20 protein-coding genes and 1 pseudogene are annotated in these 19,161 nt (G+C 70.4%); 9 read left to right on the top strand and 12 right to left on the bottom strand.

What is annotated here, in order from left to right:
- Positions 1-887: 887 nt before the first annotated feature.
- From NP777_RS33490 to NP777_RS33480, 3 genes are all read right to left on the bottom strand, one after another.
- Positions 888-2,516 (bottom strand): multicopper oxidase family protein, encoded by a 1,629-nt coding sequence (locus NP777_RS33490; protein WP_256653933.1) that lies wholly within the window; start codon positions 2,514-2,516, stop codon positions 888-890.
- 111 nt (positions 2,517-2,627) lie between these two features.
- A complete protein-coding gene (locus NP777_RS33485; RefSeq protein WP_256653932.1) occupies positions 2,628-3,116 on the bottom strand; it encodes a hypothetical protein in 489 nt (162 codons plus the stop codon).
- Between the two features lie 86 nt (positions 3,117-3,202).
- Positions 3,203-3,799, bottom strand: a complete 597-nt coding sequence (locus NP777_RS33480) for a CGNR zinc finger domain-containing protein (protein ID WP_391858630.1) — start codon at positions 3,797-3,799, stop codon at positions 3,203-3,205.
- 91 nt (positions 3,800-3,890) lie between these two features.
- Here NP777_RS33480 and NP777_RS33475 point away from each other — a divergent pair, with 91 nt between their 5' ends.
- Entirely contained in the window at positions 3,891-4,676 is a 786-nt protein-coding gene (locus NP777_RS33475; RefSeq protein ID WP_256653930.1) for an MBL fold metallo-hydrolase, read from the top strand.
- Positions 4,677-4,871: 195 nt separating this feature from the next.
- On the top strand, positions 4,872-5,327 hold the full coding sequence (locus NP777_RS33470) for a hypothetical protein (RefSeq protein ID WP_256653929.1): 456 nt from the start codon (positions 4,872-4,874) through the stop codon (positions 5,325-5,327).
- Here NP777_RS33470 and NP777_RS33465 read toward each other — a convergent pair.
- On the bottom strand, positions 5,296-5,694 hold the full coding sequence (locus NP777_RS33465) for a peptidase inhibitor family I36 protein (RefSeq protein ID WP_256653928.1): 399 nt from the start codon (positions 5,692-5,694) through the stop codon (positions 5,296-5,298). The genes NP777_RS33470 and NP777_RS33465 overlap by 32 nt on opposite strands.
- 258 nt (positions 5,695-5,952) lie before the next feature.
- Here NP777_RS33465 and NP777_RS33460 point away from each other — a divergent pair.
- Together NP777_RS33460 and NP777_RS33455 are read left to right on the top strand one after the other, a co-directional pair.
- Positions 5,953-6,111 (top strand): annotated as a pseudogene (locus NP777_RS33460) (FHA domain-containing protein); the annotation flags it as partial.
- A 16-nt stretch (positions 6,112-6,127) separates the two neighbouring features.
- A complete protein-coding gene (locus tag NP777_RS33455) occupies positions 6,128-6,409 on the top strand; it encodes a hypothetical protein (protein WP_256653994.1) in 282 nt (93 codons plus the stop codon).
- Positions 6,410-6,421: 12 nt separating this feature from the next.
- Here NP777_RS33455 and NP777_RS33450 read toward each other — a convergent pair whose 3' ends face one another.
- On the bottom strand, positions 6,422-7,129 hold the full coding sequence (locus NP777_RS33450) for a helix-turn-helix domain-containing protein (protein WP_256653927.1): 708 nt from the start codon (positions 7,127-7,129) through the stop codon (positions 6,422-6,424).
- Positions 7,130-7,433: 304 nt separating this feature from the next.
- Here NP777_RS33450 and NP777_RS33445 point away from each other — a divergent pair, with 304 nt between their 5' ends.
- Positions 7,434-8,405, top strand: a complete 972-nt coding sequence (locus tag NP777_RS33445; protein ID WP_256653926.1) for a helix-turn-helix domain-containing protein — start codon at positions 7,434-7,436, stop codon at positions 8,403-8,405.
- Here NP777_RS33445 and NP777_RS33440 read toward each other — a convergent pair.
- Positions 8,360-9,262: a helix-turn-helix domain-containing protein gene (locus NP777_RS33440; RefSeq protein ID WP_256653925.1), complete on the bottom strand. Its 903-nt coding sequence runs from the start codon at positions 9,260-9,262 to the stop codon at positions 8,360-8,362. The two genes, NP777_RS33445 and NP777_RS33440, sit on opposite strands and share 46 nt — an antisense overlap.
- A 31-nt stretch (positions 9,263-9,293) precedes the next feature.
- Positions 9,294-10,130 (bottom strand): peptidoglycan-binding protein, encoded by an 837-nt coding sequence (locus NP777_RS33435; RefSeq protein ID WP_449343555.1) that lies wholly within the window; start codon positions 10,128-10,130, stop codon positions 9,294-9,296.
- A 205-nt stretch (positions 10,131-10,335) separates the two neighbouring features.
- Between NP777_RS33435 and NP777_RS33430 the strand changes: the two genes are divergently transcribed.
- On the top strand, positions 10,336-10,728 hold the full coding sequence (locus tag NP777_RS33430; RefSeq protein WP_256653923.1) for a peptidoglycan-binding domain-containing protein: 393 nt from the start codon (positions 10,336-10,338) through the stop codon (positions 10,726-10,728).
- Positions 10,729-10,748: 20 nt separating this feature from the next.
- On the opposite strand, the gene NP777_RS33425 is transcribed toward NP777_RS33430, so the two are convergent.
- From NP777_RS33425 to NP777_RS33405, 5 genes are all read right to left on the bottom strand, one after another.
- On the bottom strand, positions 10,749-11,261 hold the full coding sequence (locus NP777_RS33425) for a GNAT family N-acetyltransferase (RefSeq protein ID WP_256653922.1): 513 nt from the start codon (positions 11,259-11,261) through the stop codon (positions 10,749-10,751).
- Positions 11,261-11,671, bottom strand: a complete 411-nt coding sequence (locus NP777_RS33420; protein WP_256653921.1) for an ArsR/SmtB family transcription factor — start codon at positions 11,669-11,671, stop codon at positions 11,261-11,263. Before NP777_RS33420 ends, NP777_RS33425 begins: the two co-directional genes overlap by 1 nt.
- 279 nt (positions 11,672-11,950) lie before the next feature.
- Complete coding sequence (locus NP777_RS33415) at positions 11,951-13,063, bottom strand: ROK family protein (protein WP_256653920.1); 1,113 nt, start codon at positions 13,061-13,063, stop codon at positions 11,951-11,953.
- A 6-nt stretch (positions 13,064-13,069) separates the two neighbouring features.
- The gene (locus NP777_RS33410) at positions 13,070-14,092 is read right to left on the bottom strand and encodes a LacI family DNA-binding transcriptional regulator (RefSeq protein ID WP_256653919.1); all 1,023 of its coding nucleotides are present in this window, start codon (positions 14,090-14,092) and stop codon (positions 13,070-13,072) included.
- Positions 14,089-15,951: a class I mannose-6-phosphate isomerase gene (locus tag NP777_RS33405; protein WP_256653918.1), complete on the bottom strand. Its 1,863-nt coding sequence runs from the start codon at positions 15,949-15,951 to the stop codon at positions 14,089-14,091. Before NP777_RS33405 ends, NP777_RS33410 begins: the two co-directional genes overlap by 4 nt.
- Positions 15,952-16,085: 134 nt before the next feature.
- Here NP777_RS33405 and NP777_RS33400 point away from each other — a divergent pair, with 134 nt between their 5' ends.
- Genes NP777_RS33400 through NP777_RS33390 form a run of 3 tightly spaced genes read left to right on the top strand, consistent with a single transcriptional unit; the run spans position 16,086 to position 19,122 of the window.
- Positions 16,086-17,369: an ABC transporter substrate-binding protein gene (locus NP777_RS33400; RefSeq protein ID WP_256653917.1), complete on the top strand. Its 1,284-nt coding sequence runs from the start codon at positions 16,086-16,088 to the stop codon at positions 17,367-17,369.
- Positions 17,357-18,313: a carbohydrate ABC transporter permease gene (locus NP777_RS33395; protein WP_256653916.1), complete on the top strand. Its 957-nt coding sequence runs from the start codon at positions 17,357-17,359 to the stop codon at positions 18,311-18,313. The genes NP777_RS33400 and NP777_RS33395 overlap by 13 nt, the downstream gene beginning before the upstream one ends.
- Entirely contained in the window at positions 18,310-19,122 is an 813-nt protein-coding gene (locus tag NP777_RS33390; RefSeq protein WP_256653915.1) for a carbohydrate ABC transporter permease, read from the top strand. The genes NP777_RS33395 and NP777_RS33390 overlap by 4 nt, the downstream gene beginning before the upstream one ends.
- The last annotated feature ends 39 nt before the right edge of the window (positions 19,123-19,161 follow it).

The following is a 19,161-nucleotide window of genomic DNA, read 5'->3' as shown; positions in this document are numbered from 1 at the left end:
GCGATACCAAGGAGGCCCGGGTAAGAGAGCGGGACGGACCTGGAGATGGAACGGCAACGATTCCTCCGCATGGGCCACCGCCCCCGATGCGGAGCGGGGAGGGGCGGTGGACAGAGACCGGCAGGGCAGGGGGCAGCGCCCCGAATGTCCCCGAACCAGCGTGCTGAATCAGCGGATCCGGGAGATCAGGGGCACCGCGAACCGGCAGCACCGAGCCGGACCGGGCGTATGGCGGGCATACCCCGGCCGGCCGACGGCACCGAGGTGTGCGCCTAAATCCGCAGAACCACGCAAGCAGCGGAGTCCGTCAACGGACATCCGCCCGAAGCCAACCGGACCAGGCCGGTCGTCCCCGATGGCCCGGCCGGAGGAGCCGACGCCCGGCTGAATATCGCCGGGCAAGGGGCCGCCCCTACGGAACCGTACTGCGGCTGACCCACCAGACACTCATGCGCGGGGTGAGACGAGTCATGGTCGCCGTTGCGGTGATCCCCCGGTGCCTCGACCCCGCCGCCGGACGCCTTCTCGACGGCGGCGGACGCCGTCCCGGTGTCGCCCTGGCTCACGGTCGCGCTCTGCTCCACCGCACCGAACGCGAGGTGTCCGGCCACGCCTTCCGCGCTCACGCCATGCGCGTACACGAGCCCGAGCAGGAGCGCCGCCACCCACAGCACACGCGGCGGCCACCGCGACGGGCGGCACCACGCCATAGCGGAGGGAGGACAGGCCGTAACCATGTCGTGACAATAACACTGGTGCGGAAGCACCCGGGAAAGACCTGTCACTTCGCGCCAAGTTCCCGCGCGGCGCGCGGAGTTGGGCCTGGTGCGACTCAGGCCCATGGGTCGTGGCCTCGCTCGTTCCGTGCATCGGGAGCCCCGGGGCGATCAGGCTCGATAGGCCACCAGCGCCATCATCCCGGCCTCGCCGTGGTAGGCGTTGTGGCAGTGCAGCATCCACTGGCCGGGGTTGTCGGCGTCGAAGAGAACGGACAGCTTCCGCTTCGGCAGCACGATCGCGGTGTCCTTGCGGGGCCCGGAGCCGCCGAGTTGGTAGGTGTGGCCGTGCAGATGCATCGGGTGCCACATGCCCGTACGGTTGACGAAGTCCAGCCGGACCCGTTGCCCTGCCTCGACCATGAACGGGGCGGCCGTCGGATCGCTCATGTCGAACGCCTTGCCGTTGATGGCCCAGTTGTACTTCGCCATGCCGCCGGTCAGCTCCACGCGGAGCGCTCGGTCCGCCTTCTTCGGCGACAACCCGACGTCGTCCGCCGCACGGAGCTTCGAGGCGGTCACGATCGCGCCGTCCAGTTCCTTCGGGCGGACGGTGGCTTTCGGTGCCCGGCCCGAGCCGGTGCGGACCAGGGCCAGACCGGTGGCGTTCTTCCCCTCGGCGAGTGCGACGAGCGGGAAGACGCCATCCGCGAGCGTGACCAGCACGTCGTAGCGCTCCCCCATGCCGATCAACAGGGCATCGGCCGGCTGGTGCTCGACCGGGAAGCCGTCGGTGTGGGTGATGGTCATCCTGTGGCCACCGAGCGCGACGCGGTAGGCGGTGTCGCCACCGGCGTTGATGATCCGTAGCCGGATCCGCCTACCGGGCTTGCCGGTGTAGACATCCGGGTCGGCCGGGACACGGCCGTTGATCAGGTGGTACGCGTACTTCACGTCGCCCGCGTCACCGCCGAGCAGCTCGCTGTCGGCGCCCATCAGCATGAACTTCATCGACATGCCGTCAGCGGAAGAAGACGGTGAGGCGCTCGCCCCGCCCTCGCCCCCGCCCATGTCCATGCCGCCCATACCACTCATGTCGTGGCCACTCATGTCGTGGCCACTCATGTCGTGGCCACCCATGCCCATCCCGCCCATGCCCTGTCGCAGCTCGGCGAAGACCTCGTCGGGGGTGCCGGTGACACCGTCGACCCAGTCGTCCAGGACGACCACCCACTCGTCGTCGTAGGACAGTGGCTCCTTCGGATCCTCGACGATCAGCGGCGCGTACAGCCCGCGGTCGAGCTGGACCCCGACGTGCGGGTGGAAGAAGTAGGTGCCGGGGGTGTCGGCGATGAAGCGGTAGGTGAAGGTGGATCCGGCCCGTATCGCGGTCTGCGTGGCCGGGGGAACGCCGTCCATGTCATTGCGCAGGGCGAGACCGTGCCAATGGATGGACGTGGCCGTCCTGTTCGGCAGCTGATTGGAGAGTTCGGCGGCCACGGTGTCACCGGCCGACACCCGCAACTCCCTGCCAGGGGCCTGCCCACCGAAGGCCCAGCTCTTGGCCATGACGCCGCCGCCGAGCTCCAGCATGGCGGGCGCGGCGGTCAGGGTCAGCTTGTGCACCTTGCCGGTGCTGGTGCGCTTCCTCTCCGCGGCGGCCACGGCCGGGTCGGACGGCTTGACCAGGGCGGTGGTGCGGTCGGCGGCGCCGCTGGAGCCGCTGCAGGCGGCGAGCGCGCCCGCGCCCGCGGCGCCGAGCCCGGCCAGCAGGACAGAGCGGCGGTTGATGCTGTTCACGATGACGGTGTTCCTCTTCTCGATATGCCTTGTGTTCGGTCGCACGCGGGCACGGCTGATCGCATACGCGGACGCGAAGAAGCGCGGACGCGAAGATGCCGTGGGGGCGGCCTACAGAAGCAATCGAGAGAGCACGGAAAGGTCGGGCGGCGCCCGACTCACGGTGCCGGGAACAGGGCGACCGGCCGGGGTGGCGTGCACGTCGCCCTCGCGGCCGACCCAGGGCTCGCTCGGCGGCATGTGTTGTACGACGTCGATGCCGGCGGCCGAGCAGTGCTGCACGCCCATGCCGGAGCAGGATCCATCGTCACCGTGGGCGGCCGGGGCGGAAGCCCGTGCGGTGCCGTCGTGCCCACCCCCGTGCGCCGACATCGTCGCCGGGGGCGCGTGGACCATGCGCGCCATCCCACTCATGTCGGGCACATCGACCATGCGCGCCATCCCACCCATGTCGGTGGCACGCACCGAGTGCGAGACGGCCGCATTCGTCTCGTGGTGGAGGAGCACGGCGAACGCGGCGAACAGCGCGACGGCCGCGAACCACATCCAGCGTCCGGCGCCACCACGGGAATGGTCCCGTCCGGCCCCGGCTGTGGTCATGGCTTCCATCCCTGCTCTCGGTGAGCGACTCCGCCAATATACCCGGTAGGGGTAACCGCAAATGCGCCTCTCGCCATTCTTCAGGCTCACACCCCGGGCCGAGTGCGGCGGGCGTACGCGCGGGCGGCGCGGGCGCGGTCGCCGCAGCGGGTGGAGCACCAGTGGCGGCGGCCGTGGCGGAGCAGGTAGCGGTTGCAGGGGGTGGAGCCGCATGCGGTGAGGCGTTCGGCGTCCGGGCCGGTGAGGAGGTCGGCGGCGTCGGCGGCGACGGTTGCCAGAGCGTGGTCGACGATCTCGGTGGTGGGGTGGGAGGTCGCGCGGTAGGGGCCGGCCTTGTCGTCCCATCGCAGCAGCGGGGCCGTGGGGACGCGGGTCATCGCGTCGTTGATGGCCGCGACGGCGGCGGGGAGGGCGGGGAGTCCCGCGGCGCGGGAGGCGAACAGCGACCTGATCTGCTCGCGGAGCGAGCGCACCTGCGCCGCACACATTTCCCTCATGCCGGCGTCGACCGGGGCGAGGCCGCGCTCCGTCAGCCAGTGGTTGGCCTGCGCGGGAGTCCCCAGGAGATCGACCGTATGCCCGCCGGCCATGGCAATGGCGCTGTTGGCGAGGGCGAGGGAGAGGTGCTCCTCCTCGCCCGTCGCGGGCGGCAGGGCCGGTTCCTCCCTCGCGTACTCCTTCATGGCTCTCATGGTACGGCTTGCGCGTATCCGTGAGAAGTGCTTAGAGTCATCTCACGGTTCGATCGAATCTATCCGTGAGGTGTTGTTTCTCGTGACCGCTCTCCGCGCAACCGACCAGTTCCCGGTACGGACTTTCGGCGGCCCGACCGCCCTCTTCGAGTACGGCGGCCTGCGGTTCCTGACCGACCCGACCTTCGACGGCCCCGGCGACTACGGGTCGTCCGGCCCCGTCCTGACCAAGACCGCCCCCGCCACCGCCGCCCCCGCCGACCTCGGCCCCATCGACGTGGTCCTGCTCTCGCACGACGAGCACCCCGACAACCTCGACACCTCCGGCCGGGCCCTGCTCGCCGACGTCCCGCTCACCCTCACCACCCCCGGTGGCGGACAACGCCTCGGGGAGAAGGCCAAGGGGCTGGCCGACTGGGAGTCCATCGAGCTGGAGCGTCCCGACGGCGGCACCGTGACCGTGACCGGCGTACCCGCCATCCATGGGCCCGGGACGCGCGAGGAGATCGAACCGGTCTCCGGCCAGGTCGTCGGCTTCGTCCTCACCGGGGAGGGCCTGCCCACGGTCTACGTCAGCGGCGACAACGCCTCGCTCGACGCGGTCCAGCGGATCGCCGAGCGTTTCGCCCCGGTGGACACCGCCGTCCTCTTCGCCGGAGCCCCCCGCTTCCCCATGCTCTTCGACGGCGCGCCGATCGTCCTGGACAGCGCCCAGGCCGCCGAGGCCACCCGGGTCCTCGGCGCCCGCCGCGTCGTTCCGGTCCACTACGACGGCTGGGCCCACTTCACCGAGGGCCGCGACGAGTTGGCAGCCGCCTTCACGGCCGCCGGCCTGGCCGACCGCCTGGACTGGGGCCGACAGGTCTGAGCCGCCCAGCAGGGGGTCGCAAGGACCGGACCCGTTTGGCGGCACACCTGGTGAGGGCGCGATCACCTGTCGTGAGAAAGAGAACGTCATCTTGCCATCCCGGTTGACCAGCGAGCCCGCTGAGACCGGCGATGCGCCGCTTCACTCAGTGCTGAGGAAGGCGTAACGATGAGGTTCATTTCGCGGTCCGGCGCCATGGCCGTCGCGGTCGGTACCTGCCATCAACCGGGCCAACGCCAACGGCGGCCGCATCACCCTCGCGCCCACCTCACCCTGAAGTCGCTCACGGTCAGCGGCGGCGCCATCAGCAACATGGGCGGCGGCGCCCTGAGCGACCAGGGCACGCTGAACCTGAACGACACGACCATCAAGGACAATCTCGCGACTACCGGTGGTGGCCTCTACAACAACGGTGGGCAGCTCAACCTGGACCGCAGCACCGTCGAACGCAACACCGCGACCGGCTTCGGCGGCGGAGTCGCCAACGACTTCAACGGCACAATGACGATGAAGGGCGGGACCCACCCACCGGGCCCCGCCTCTCTGCACCTGACGCCGGGCGTCCGACAGGCCAGGCAACCGGCGGCGTGCTGCCTTCGGCTCGCGCTGTCCGCGAATTTTAGTAGCAGTTCCACTCGTGCGATCCGATGAAATAGTTGCCCGCGAGATTGACCTTCTTGCCTTGGGTGACGCAGTCCCCGATCTGGCTTTCCATGCCCGGGTACCGGTAAATGTGCACCCCCAGCCCCGACGTTCCGTGGTTGTAGACCGACTTCGGATGCGCGGTGTCGGCCCAGGAACATTCCTCGTACCAGTTGTAGGAATCGTCCTGCCACTTGCAGATATGGCCGGTCCCGCTGTAGCCGTCCCAGACGCAGAAGTACGAGGACGGACAGTTGTCGCCCCAGGCGCTCGGAGCGGCATTGGCGGCTCCCGGCATGGCCAGGGTGAACGCGGCTGACGCAGCCAGGGTGAAGGCAGCTGCCACGGCGAAGGTGGCATGCCTGACAGGGCGCATGGATCCCCCTTTTCTTGGCATGCGTTGTCTCGTTCGGACAACGCACTGACGAGTCTGCGGGCTGATCCGGCGGGTCCGGCAGGGAGCGTGGCGGATTGAGGATTTCCCGGGACGTCCCATCCGCTGACCTGCTGGGACGTCGCCCCGCACAAGACTGCGCGAGCGGTCAAAGACTCTGCGCTCGCTGCCAATGACTCCCTGAGCAGCGGGGATCAGACTCGACACGCCCCTCGCGACCACAGCCACTATGGAGGGACGGTGCCGTGCGGATCATCTACGCCGCTGGCGGGGAGAACGGTCATCGGCCGGGGTGCCGAGGCGAATGTGCGTGTCGTGGCCACGGGGGTGTCCCGACTCCACGCTGCGTTCGAGGTCGCGCCCGACGGGGGCGTGCGCGTCACGGATCTCGACTCGGCCAACGGCACCGACGTATGTGGGCTCGGTCCTGGCACTCGCGGCGACCGGCCAGGCGCCGTTCGGCGAAGGATCGACCGGGGGCGTCATCCACCGGGTGATCTACGAACCGCCGAGCACGGATGTCGTCGAGCGAGTGGCGCGGAACGCCCCGGTACTCGCCGACCTGATACGCCGCTGCCTCGACAAGGACCCGGCCGCCCGCCCCGCCCCGGAGCGGATGGCCGACGTCTCGGGCAGGCAGGACCCGGCCGAAGAATGGCCGGATCCGGTCACCTGGCCGGCCCTTCGGGGCGGCTGAGGAGGTGTGCCGCTAGTCCCATTGCGTACAGAGACCCTTCGCACAGGCGCGGACCCACACACCGTGTCCGGCGGGAAGGTGGACCGTCCGGTGGTAGCGCGTGCCCTTGCCCGGCACCGCGGAGGCGAGATCAATGATCTGCGAGCAGACACCCGGGTGATCGGAGACGCAGAGCTGGGCCGTGGCCTCCCCCGCGCTGTTCGGGTTCTCCACGTACCCGTTCACCGTGGCGGTGGCCGATTTCCAGCAGACTTTCCCCGTTGTGTACACATGGATGTCCGCGTAATAGTCGCGGCATCCGGATGTCGGGGGCTTGGGAGTGGTCGTCCGGTCGGACCATGGAAAGGCCAGGACCGCGGATAACGCGATGCCCATTCCCAGTCCGGCGAGCAGAACCAGGTTTCGCCGGTTGCGGAGCGGGCCGCGCGGCCGATGAGTTGACTCATCGGCGGGCATCGGTGGTTCCGTATCCGTCGCGATCTCGAGAGGCGGAGTGGCTTCCCGCGCCGCAATGGCCGCTTTCAGCGCGTCGTCCCAGAATTCCAGCAGCGGCCCGGGGTCGGCGTCGCACGCCCGCGCGATGTCCTCGACCGCGTCGCGCCCGGGAAACAGCTTGCCGTTGACGTAACGCTCGAGCGACGCCTTGCTGTAGTGGGTCCGGCTTTCCAGCCGGGCGAAGCTCAGCCCCGACGTCTGTTTGACGCGCCGCAGTTCGGCCACCAGCTGCCGTCCGGCCGGGGAGGCCAGAGCGAGAGTGCCTTCATGAGGCAACCCCCTCGGTGCGTCGGCGTTCGCCGCCCCCATGCCGTTTCCCCCCGTATGTCCCGCCTTGTCGTGCGCCCCGGACCGTGTGGCGTCTCAGGATGTCCCATGGGACGCCTGATCCCTTCCTGAGCCGGCCCGAGGTGTCAAGAGTGTAGGGGGAAGCGCTTCACACGGGGGTGAACGTGAGCCCACGTGGTGAGCGGGTTCGCTGTCCCGGGGAAGTCCGAATTCCCTCGGTCGCACGAAAGGCACTTAGGTTTTGACGTCGCACGACACCTGTGTGGATTCCCGTGGCATAAGGGTGCTGGACCTTGGCCTGGTGCGTATTTCGGTGGTTCAGCACCTCGCACCGGCACGGGAAGGGGAATACCGTACGTTCCTCCAGCCCAACCCGGGGAGCTGGATCATCGTGCTCTCGTTCCATCAGGATCCGTCGCCGTTACAGGGGCGAGCAGGAACCTCCGCGCGAACTCACCAGGGAGCCACCGCCTTTGTCCTGCGGGAGGAGACACCGCCGCTCGACCTGTCGCTGCTCGGCCGGGAGAATCCGGAACAGGCGGTCGTTGTGCAATTGCCGCGCAGCGCCGTCCCCATTCCGGCGTGTGCGTCGCGAAACCTGACGCGCGGGCCGATGCCGCTGAGGAACGGGCCCGGGGTGGTGCTGGCCCGGTTCCTGGAAGGAGTCGCCGACCAGTGCGCGATGCTGGAATCGGCCCCGGTCGGGCGCCTCGGATCAGTCGTCATAGACCTCTCGGCCATGTTTCTCGCCAGCATGGTGGAGCGGCCGGAGGTGATTTCCTCCTCGCCGAAGGCGGAACTCATCAAGGAAATCGAGAGGTTTGTCATTCAGCATCTGAACCAGCCGCAACTGTCCCCCGCGCTGATCGCTGCCGAGCACCACATCTCCCTGCGGTACCTGCAACATCTCTTCCAGCAGGATCAGCGGACGGTCCGTGGGTTCATCCGTCAAGAGCGGCTGGAACGCTGCCGCGCCGATCTGGCGGACGCGTCCCACGCCGGCCGGACGGTCGGGGAGATCCGCGCCCGATGGGGATTTCAGGATGACGCGGTGTTCGGCAGGGTCTTCAAGAAGACCTATGGGATCTCTCCCGGCGAATACCGCAAGGGGCGGATCCGGGGAGCTGGGTCCCGGGCCACGGTTGTGGGCACCGTCGCCGCGCCCCCTCACGTCGGGGCATCGGCGCCGTCGAAGCATTCCCTGCCGGGTTGATGAGCGGACGGGTAGTAGCAAGCACGAAGGCGGGAGGGATGAGCCGCGGAGATCATGGCAGTGGTGACCGGGCCCTGGTCCGACGGCAAGGTGGTCACCACGGCGCTCTGGCGGTGTCCTCCCGGTCCGGTGATCTCGATGCGGAAGCCTTTGTGCGTGGTACGGGTACGGATCCAGCCCGCCCGGCAGCTCGGGCTGAGGCGGATTTCGAGTCGGGTGCCGTCAGCGGCCGTATGCGATGCCACGGTGATGGGGTCCTCGCAGGCCGTGGTGCGAGGGTTGCGGCCTTCGCAGGACCCCAGTCGGCAGACGGGCGGGCGGGCGCGTGACGCACGGGTGGCGGCGTGCGTCATGTGGTAGATGGCGGCCGGGGTGATCATCGCCGCGCATACGAGCACGACGCCGGCCGTAGCGGTTCGAGGCCGTCTGGTGATGAGGACGGAGGCCGCCAGGAGCGCTCGGTGCAACGGACCGGGGGGCCGGCGCGGGGCTGGGACCTCGGGCCCGACCGCAGCGGCGTGCCCAGTAGTGGGGGACGAGTGGACGTGGCCGGTCGCGATGGCGTGCTCGCGACAGCTCCAGGCCGCGTCCGCCAGGGCCCACCGGGCCAGGATTCCCGAGTCGGTCTCCCCCACCACCTGGCACAAGGCCGCGACGGCGTGGCGTGGCGGGAACTGCTTCCCGTTGAGATACCGCTCCCAGGACGACTTGCTGATGGCTGTCGCCTCCGCCAACTCGGCCAGGTTCAGGCCACTGCGGGCCTTCAGCTCCCGCAGATCGGTGACCAACCGCACGCATTCCGCGGGCAGGGTCAGGGGCAGTTCGCGCCAGCGGGACGTCCTCCGCGAGTTCTCCACGCGCCGAGCCCTCCTTGTCACGACCGGGTATTCACTCCACGTGGCGCAGAAGCGCCCACGTCTGCTCCCCCACGACACCGTCGGCGGGAACATCGTCCTGCCGCTGCAACCGCTTGACCTGCGCTTCCGTCTGCGGGCCGAAGTATCCGTCGATGTCTCCCGGGGACAGCTTGTGGCGCTGGAGCAGACACTGCACCTCGGCGGCGTCGGGGCCCGTGCTGTTGAGCATGACCCGATGGGACATGGCCGTGCTGTTCCCGGCGAACACCAGGTCGTCGCGCCGGGTGTACTCGCAGACGTACTTCCCGACGTCGGCGGCGGCCCCCTGTCTGCTCCCGGCCCTCGGATGCCGGGCGTCCATGACCAGCAGGACGGAAACCACCGCGGAGAGCAGGAGCGCCCCCGCGGCCACGGACAGCGCCACGACGCGTATCCGCGGCACCTCGGATTCCGGCGCACCCCGCGCCGTATCGCCTCCGGCCGTGGAGTCGGCGTCCGAGACCGTGTTCCAGGTCCGTTCGGCGGCGTCCCGCAACTCGAGCAAGGGTGCGGCATCCTCGCCGGCGATCCTGGCCATGGCCTCGACGGCCGTCTCGGGAGGCAGGACCTTGCCATTGAGGTAGCGCTCCCACGAGGAGCCGCTGAAGGGGGTCTTCGCCTGGAGGGAAGCCAAGCTGAGGCCGCTGCGGTCCTTCAACAGTCGCAGCTGTCCTACGAACCGCCGCCCGTTCGAGTCGAGTGACGGAGGCAGTGCTCTCCATCTCACTACGCTCCCCCTTCGTAGCCCGCCCAGAGTCTCCTCCCATCCGGCCGGTCGTGGAGCGCTTTCGCCGCCGCTGTCCCACTTCCAGGCGCCAGATCCGGACATCACGTACGGGGACGCGGGATTTCCCAGGATCACGTCAGGAGCACGAGGAGATCGCAGCCGGCCGCCGGGGAGGTCCCGGGACATCTCCGGTTGTTCATCCCGGCTGGTGAAGCACCAGGTCCCCCGAGAACAGTGGGTTACGGCCACGGGTCACCGAAGCCGTGGAGTCGCCCCGCGTACTCCTCCCGACGAAAGGTACTGACTGATGCTCATCCGCAAGGTTGTCGTCGCCTCGGCCGCGGCGCTCGCCCTGACCGGCATGTCGATCGGCCTCGCCGACGTGGCCATGGCCACCGGCGTCACCTCGGCGAGTTCCGCCGCCGTGCAGTCCTACAGCTGCTCCAGGACGTACTACAGCGGCACGGCCCTCACCGAGTCCGGTGACACCGGAAACCGGGTGATCGAGGTGCAGTGCCAGCTCTACCACCGCGGATTCCTCAGCTCCGGACAGGTGGACGGCATCTTCGGGAGCATCACCTACAACGCGGTTCTCCGCTTCCAGAAGGAGTACAACAGCATCTGCCACGGCGGCCTCTCGGTCGACGGCGCCGTCGGCACCTACACCTGGGCCGCGCTGCGCTCCGCCTGCCCGAGCTGAGACGTCCGGCCGGCTTCGGGTCAGGTAATCCGCGGACTCCGCCGCTCGATGAGGACGACGTCACGCCATACGCCATGGTGGCGGCCGACGCGTTCGCGGGTGCCGATGACGCGGAAGCCCGCACGCTGGTGCAGGGCGAGGCTGGCGGTGTTCTCGGGGAAGATGCCGGATTGGATGGTCCAGATGCCCGCCGCTTCCGTGGAGACGATCAGCGCGTTCAGCAGAGCGAGACCGGCCCCGCGGCCGCGCGCGGCGGGGTGGACGTAGACGGAGTGCTCGACAACGCCCGCATACGCGCGGCGGTCGGACACCTTCGTGGCGGCGACCCAGCCGAGCACGCGTCCGTCGTGGTCCACCGCGACATGCCGGTGGTCCGGGAGTTTGGCCGCGTCGAAGGCTTCCCAGCGGGGTGCGGCGGTCTCGAAGGTGGCGTTCCGCTCCTCGATGCCGAGCTGGTAGATCGCCAGGACCTCAGCGGCGTGCTCGGCCGTCAGGCCGGTGATACGGATCGTCATGGGGTCGGCGGCGGCCATCAGGCGTCCCCCGCCGTCCCGGCGGGCTGGGGCAGGGGCTGCCCGGCGGGGCGGGTGAGGAGCCCGGCGAGCCGGTCGGTCATCTCCGGCAGCAGCCGGTAGTAGACCCATGTGCCACGGCGCTCGCGGTCGATCAGCCCGGCCTGCCGCAGCAGCTTCAGATGATGGGAGACCGTCGGCTGCGACAGGTCGAAGGCGGGAGTGAGGTCGCATACGCACACCTCGCCTCCGGCGCGGGAAGCGATCATCGACAGCAGCCGCAGCCGGATCGGATCGCCCAGCGCCTTGAACACCTTCGCCAGCTCGACCGACCGCGCGTCGTCCAGGGGAGCGGTCAGCAATCCCGGGGGGCAGCCGTCGACGCCGTCCACACCATCCTGGCCGAGCACCGCGAGCTCTTGTTTCGGCATTCTTCTATGTTGACGCCTTTCGATCCACGACACAACGCTGAATCGAAGAACATCGATACAACCCGACCGGAGGGGCCAAAGCGCGGCACTCGACACCGCCGACGCCTGCCGCACGAGCGAGCCCGCCCCGACGGAGGCCCTCGAGCCCGCGACGGGCAGCGAACACCGAGGCAAGGACTGGACCGTTTGGCGCCCCGCCCTCCGCTCAAGGGCTCCAGTCCGACGACGACGTCGAAGACCCCGAGTGAGCCGCCCGCCCACCACGATGACCATGACGAACTACGCGCCCCGCGCCGCGAACACCGCCGCGCCCAGCAGGGCCTGGTCCTCGCCGTCGGCCTGTACCGACAGGGTGAGGTGGGCGAGCCGTGGGTCGTGGTGGGTGAGGCCGGTGGTGAGCGGTGGGCCTATCAGGGGCCAGGCTGCGGTGATGGAGCCGCCGAAGACGACCGTGTCGGCCTCGAAGGCGGCCAGCCACGGGGCGAGGGCGGCGCCGAGGGCGCGCAGGGCCGTGGTGATGACGTCGCGGGCGGTGATGTCGCCGACCGCGGCGAGGGCCGTCAGCTCCCGTAGCCCGTCGACTGGACGGCCGGTGCGGGCCGTGTAGTGGGCGGTCATCGCCCGGGTGGAGACCGTGTCCTCCAGCGGACGGCCGTCGACGGTGAGCAGGTCGACACGGCCCTCGGGCGGCACGCGCGGGTCGTCCTCGACGATCGTCCCCCGGTCCAGGAACGCGGAGCCGACCCCCGTGCCGAGGGTGACCGCGACGAGGCGCCGGCTCCCGGTGTGCGCCGTGTGCCAGGCGCCGAGTGCGAAGGCGGAGGCGTCGTTGAGGAACCGCAGCCGGGCCGGGCGGGGGTTCAGCCGGGGCGCCAGGAGGTCGCCGACGGCGAGGCCGTCCAGCGCGGCGAACTTGCCGACGCCGTGGTAGCGGGCGATGCCCCGCGCGTAGTCGAACGGCCCCGGCACCGCGATGCCCCAGGTGGCGCGGCTCCCGCGGGCCGCGCCGGGGGCCGTCGCCGAGACCCCGGAGAGCCCGGAGAGGCCGGAGAGCCCGGAGGGGCCGGAGAGGCCGGAGAGGCCGGAGAGGCCGGAGAGGCCGGAGAGGCCGGAGAGGCCGGAGAGGCCGGAGAGGCCGGAGAGGCCGGAGAGGCCGGAGAGCGCAGAGAGCCCGGCGAGCACGCCGTTCGCGGCTTCGGCCAGCGCCGTGAGGAAGTCCTCGGGGCCGACGCCGGGCGCCAGCGGCAGGCGGCGCCTGGTGCCGTCGGCGATCCGGGCCCGGCCGAGGTCGACGGCCGCCGCGGTGACATGGGAACCGCCCACTTCGAGGACGGGCACGACGGAGGGCTCGTCAGCGCGTCGGTGCGGCACGGGGCCTCCGGTGTCCGTCATCGGCGCCTACCGCGGTGCCGGGTGGTCGACGAGGGTGGTCGCGATGGTCACCCGGCGCGGCGGCTGCGGGGCGGTGCTCGCCTGGCGCTCGAACAGCAGCTTCGCGGCGGCCCGGCCCAGTTCGACCGGGTCGTAGGAGACGACGGTGAGCGGCAGGTGCAGCATGTCGGCGAGTTCGATGTCGTCGAAACCCGCGAGGGCGACCGGCTCCTGGTCCTGCGCACGGTCCCGCAGGGCACGCAGCGCGCCCACCGTGTTCCGGTTGTTGGCGGTCAGCAGCGCGGTCGGCGGGTCCGGCAGGGCGAGCATGGCCCGCGCCGCCTCCTCCGCGAGCGCGCTGTCGCCCCGGTGCCGGCTGACGTACCGCTCGTCGAGCGCGATGCCCGCCTCCTCCAGCGCCACCGCGTAGCCCCGGAAGCGCTCGGAACCCGTCCACAGCGACGGCGGCAGGCCGAGGAAGCCGATGCGCCGGTGGCCGCGGGCGACGAGGCGGCGGCCCGCCTCGCGGGTGCCGCCGAAGTCGTCCACGAGGACGCAGTCCACGTCGATACCCATCGGCGGGCTGGCCGCGAGCACCACCGGGAGGTCGCGCAGCCGCTCGCCGCCGAGGTGGCTGTGGTCGTGCCCGGCCGGGGCGACGACCAGGCCGTCCACGCCGCGGTCCACCAGGTCGGCCACCACCTCCCGTTCGGTGGCCGGGTTTTCGCCGGTGCTGCCCAGCATGACCCGCGCGCCGTAGCCCACGCAGATCTGCTCGAGGCCGACGGCGAGTTGGGAGTAGAACGGGTTCGCCAGATTGGTCACGACCAGGCCGATGAGCTCGTTCGGGCCGCCCGAACGCAGTTCCCGGGCCCGCTTGTTGGGGCGGTAGCCGAGGGCCGCCACCTCGGCGAGCACCCGCTGGCGGGTGGCCTCGCCGATGCCGCGCTGACCGCGCAGCGCGCGGGAGACCGTCATCGGGCTGACGCCGAGCCGCGCGGCCACGTCCCGCATGGTCAGGGCCGGTTCGGACTCCGAATGTGCGCTCATACCACCTGTGCCTTCACCAGACGGACCGGCTCCGGCCCCTGACTGTGCACGTGGTAGGCGGTGACGGACGCCGGGATTGCGAGAGTTTCGGCATAGTGTACGGAGTGCCGGTGCCCGGCGGCGGTGGTGATGACCGCGCCCTGCCCGTCGACGACGGTCAGCACATGGAAGCGGCCGTCGGTCCGCTGCTCGGCGGTCCGGCCCGGCTCGACGGCGATCCGGTGCACCTGGAAGAACATCGCCGGCAGCGCGCCCAGTACCTCCTCCGTCCAGCCGTCCCCCGCGCGCAGCGGCCGGGGCCGCTGGATCAGCTCGCGGGCGACCGCTCCACCCGACCGCTCCGGGTCGAGGTTGCGGAAGGCGTGCTCCACGTGCACGGCACGCTGCCGGTCCGCCGCGTCCCGCCGCAGCCAGTCGTAGAACCGCAGTGAGTACAGGTAGGGAGTGGCGCTGACCTCGAGGACGACATTGCCCTCGCCGCTGCCGTGCGGCGTACCGGCCGGGACCAGGTAGAGCTGCCCGGCCTCGGCGGGGAACACCTGCACATACCGCTCGATGTCGAACGGTGTGCCGTGCGCGTCGGCGGCGTGCGCGCTGTGGTGGAACGCCTCGACGTCGGCGCCCTCGCGCAGTCCGAGGAAGACCTTGCTGTGCCCCTCGGCGTGCATCAGGTAGTAGGTCTCGTGCTGGGTGTACGGCCAGCCGAAGACGTCCCGCATGTCGTCGGGCCGGGGATGGCAGTGGACGGACAGGTTGCCGCCGCGGACGGTGTCGAGGTAGTCGAAGCGGACCGGGAACGACGTGCCGAACATCTCGTGCACGGCCGGGCCGAGCACCTCCACCGGGGAGAGCGCGACGACGAGCTGGAACGGCACCTCCACACACCGGGAGGCGTCGTCGCCGAGCAGGACACCGCTCTCGGGCGCGATCAATTCGTAGCCGAGGGCCGTGTTCTCCGCGTCCGGGTTGTGCCCGAGCGTCTCCTGTGCCCAGTGCCCGCCCCATGGCGTCGAGTTGAAGGTCGGCCGGGTGCGGAAGGGGCGGGTGGCGAGCGACCGGCAGGTCTCGCGCAGCGCCTGCCCGCTGATCGACGTCGGGATAACGGTATCGGTAACGTCGATCCAGCGGTCGATCCGCTCCGCCATCCGGTCGCGGTGGCGGTCGAGCAGCGGCCAGTCGATGTAGAGCAGCCGCCGCAGGGTCGGCGGCTCGTTCTCGGGCGCCGCGAGGTTGCGGCCCCGGCCGTGCTTGACCGCCGCCTCCGCGTACCGCTTCGGCAGGTCGGCCCACCACAGGACGTCGGCGTCCGCGAGCGCGGCGCCGGGGCCGAGCAGGACGCGCAGCGCGCCGCCCCCGGCCGGACCGGATCCGCCCGGGTCGGGTTCGGCCGCACGGTCCTCACCCGGGTCGTCCTCGCTCACGCCGGATCCGCCCGCGCCGGATCCGCCCCGCCCGGCGAGCGCCTCCAGGGCCGCCAGGGCCGCCGGATCCATCAGGTCGGAGAGGTCGCCCCCGGCCAGCCGCGCGAAGTCGGGGTCGTCCCGCAGTTCGTCGGAGTCCGTGAGCCGCCGCACCGTCTCCCAGTCGCGCACCGCCGTACGGACGTCCGCGAACTCCACCCGGGTGCGCCCGTCGCCCTCCACCCGGGTGCGCCCGTCGTCGAACGCCGCGCGCAGCCCGGCGGCGACGGCGGCCCAGTCCAGTACCGCGGGGCCGTCCACGGCGAGGACCCGGGTCCCCTTCGGGAGCGTCCCGGCCGCGTCGGCCCAGCCGACGGCGACCGCGTCGGCGAGGACCGGATAGCACGGTGTCGGGTCGTACTGCGGCGCCTTCACCTTGACCTGCGGACTCTCGCCCATGTCACCAATCCCGTGAGATACGTTAACGCGCGTCTTTTCAAACCACCTGCACGCCTGTACGTTACCGATAACTTACCAGGTCGGTGATTCCGTGACGAGGGGGTCAGATGGGGTCGGTCGACATACCAATCGATATGCCGCAGGGGACGAGTCGGCGCCGGCTGTTGGCCGCCTCCTCCGCGGGCATCGCCGGTCTTGCCCTCAGCGCGTGCGCACGAGGTTCGATGAGCCGGCCCGCGCCCGACGACGTGGTCTCCGTATTCAACGACAATCCCACCTGGTCGCCGGGTTTCCGGGCGGCGGGCGGGAAGTTGCGGCCGCTGTCCGGCTTCCGGCTCGCGCCGCGGGCGGTTCCCAACGTCAGCAACTATCAGCAGATCGTGCGGATGTCGGCGCAGACCCACTCCACGGCGGATCTCCTCAAGTGGTGGAACGGGTACCGGCTGCGCGACATCGCCCGCGCCGGGATCCTCGCCGATGTCACCGACGCCTGGGACGAGGCGGCCCGGCGCGGCTGGAGCGACGACACCGCGTTGCGCGAGACCTTCAGCCACGAGGGAAGGCAGTACGGCGTCCCGCTCTACAAGTCGTACTACGTGGTCTTCCACAGCCGGCCGGTCTTCGAGCGGCTCGGTGTGGCGGTGCCGACGACATGGCAGCAGTTCCTCGACGTGGTGGACGCCGCCCACGCCAAGGGCATCACGCCGATCTCCTCCGGCGGCGCGACCACCTGGGAGTCCTCGATCTGGTTCCAGCAGCTCGTCAACGGGCTCGACCACCGCTTCTACCTCGACCTCACGGCGGGCAGGGCCTCGTACACCGACGAGGTGTGCCGGCGCGCGATGGCCCTGTGGAGCGATCTGTACCGGCGGGGCGCGTTCTCCTCGCCCGATGCCTCGTCCACGGACGTGCCGGGCCAGTTCGCGCAGGGCCGCACCGCCATGTGTCTCTACGGCACCTGGAACACCGGGGCGTTCCTCGACGCCGGGGTCGAGGAGGCCGACCTCGGCGCGTTCCTGCTGCCCACGCCGCCCGGGGGCAACCGCTCGGTGCTCGTGGAGAGCGGTGTGCTGGCGGTGTCGGCCAACGCCCACAAGCGCGACGCCGCCCACGCCGTGGCCCGCGCCTGGCTCGACCCGGCGGTCCAGACGGCGTGGACGGGATTCCTCCGGGACACCTCAGCCGACCCGGGCGTCGTGCCGAACGTGGGCACCGTGCGCCAGGTCGCCGCCCAGGTGCGGCGGGAGCGGCCGACCCAGGCCATCCGCTACTGGGAGGCGTCGCCCCCCGTTCTGATCGAGGGGAACGTCCAGGACCTGAGCGCCTTCATGATCGACCCCACCCCCGCGAAGGCGACGCGGACCCTGACGAACATGCAACACCGAGCCGACAAGGAGTGGAAGGTGTGGACGTCCTGACCACTGCCGACGAGGCAGCCAGCCGAACGGGGCCACACCGGCCCGAACCCCTTGGGCCCGATCCGCGCTCCGCCCGCTTCCGCGCCGCCACCTGGGTGGGCGCGTTCCTGGCGCCCGCCGTGGCGCTGATCCTGCTGCTCCTGGTCGTACCCTTCCTGATCACCGCGTGGCGCAGCCTCTTCGACGACAACGGCATCACCGCGCGCTTCGTCGGCCTGTCCAACTACACCGCGCTGTTCACCGACCCCGACTTCGGCCGGTCGCTGCTGAACACCGTGCTCTGGGTGGTGGGCACGCTGGTCCTTCCGGTACTGCTCGGCCTGCTCCTCGCGGTGCTCACCCACTCGATGCGCTGGGGCGCGGTGGCCCGCACCGCCGTGGTCATCCCGTACGCGCTCTCGGGCTCGGCGACGGCGCTGCTGTGGACGTATCTGCTCAGGAGCGACGGGGCGGTCAACCAGACGCTGGGCGCGGTGGGGCTCGGCGGCTGGCAGCAGGAGTGGCTGCTGCACTGGCCGTTGAACACCCTCGTCATGATCGTGGCGACGACATGGCAGGCGACCGGGGCCTCGCTGATCCTGTTCCTGATCGGGCTCCAGACGATTCCCTCGGACACCATCGAGGCCGCCCGGCTCGACGGCGCGCGGGGCCTCCAGCTGTTCCTGCGGGTGATCGTGCCGCAGCTGCGGCCGATGACCGTCGTGGTGGTGGGCATGTCCATCGTCAACAGCCTCAAGACCTTCGACATCGTGTGGCTGCTCACCCAGGGCGGCCCCGGAACGGCCTCCGAGACGCTCGCGCTGACGATGTACCGGCAGACCTTCACCCTCAACCGGTACGGCTACGGCGCGGCCGTCTCCGTCGTACTGACGGTCGTCGTCATCGCCGCCTCCTGGCTCTACCTGCGGCAACAGGTGCGGCAGCGGTCGGGCGATGCCGTATGACGGGCAGAACGGCGCGCGGCGTCCTGGTCGCCCTGGTCTCCGTGCTGTGGCTGGTGCCGACCTGGCTGGTGGTCGTCAACGCCTTCACCCCGGCGAAGCAGTACACCGGATCCCCGCGGTGGTGGTTCGCCTCCCCCGGGCTGTTCGCGAACATCCGCACCGCGTTCGAGAGCGCCGACGTCGGGCGGGGGCTGCTCAACACCCTGATCTACGCGGTGATCGGTGCGGCGGCGGCCGTGGTGATCGCGGCACTCGCCTCGTTCGCCGTCACCGTGATGCCGGTGCGGCGGCCCGGACTCTGGTTCTGGTTCATCTTCATCGGCACCGTGCTGCCCCTCCAGACCTTCCTTTCCCCGCTGTTCAGCGGGTACGCCACCACCGACCTCTACGACACCCAGTACGGCATGCTGCTGATCTATGTGGCGCTGACGATCCCCTTCGCGTTCTTCGTCAACCGCAACTTCATGCTCACCGTGCCGAGGGAGATCTCCGAGGCGGCCCAGCTCGACGGCGTGAACTGGCTGTCGATGTTCCTGCGGATCCACCTGCCACTGGCCAGGAACGCGCTGCTGGCCGCGTTCATCTTCCAGTTCACCTGGATCTGGAACGACCTGCTGTTCGGCATCACCTTGTCGCTCAGCCCGAACGTGCGGCCGGTGACGGCCACACTCGCCGACCTCAACGGCAACTACGCCACGGTGGGGCCGCCCGTCGTGCTCGCCGGCGCGCTCGTCGCCTCGGTGCCGACCGTGGTCCTCTTCTTCGTGTTCCAGCGTTTCTTCGTCAACAGCCTGCGGCTCACGGCCTGAACCCGCGGCTCACGGCCTCAACCGAACCACTGAACCAAT

Origin of the sequence: Streptomyces rugosispiralis (assembly GCF_024505145.1) — a bacterium.
Lineage (GTDB): Bacteria > Actinomycetota > Actinomycetes > Streptomycetales > Streptomycetaceae > Streptomyces > Streptomyces rugosispiralis.
This window is presented reverse-complemented; position numbering and strand designations above follow the sequence as displayed.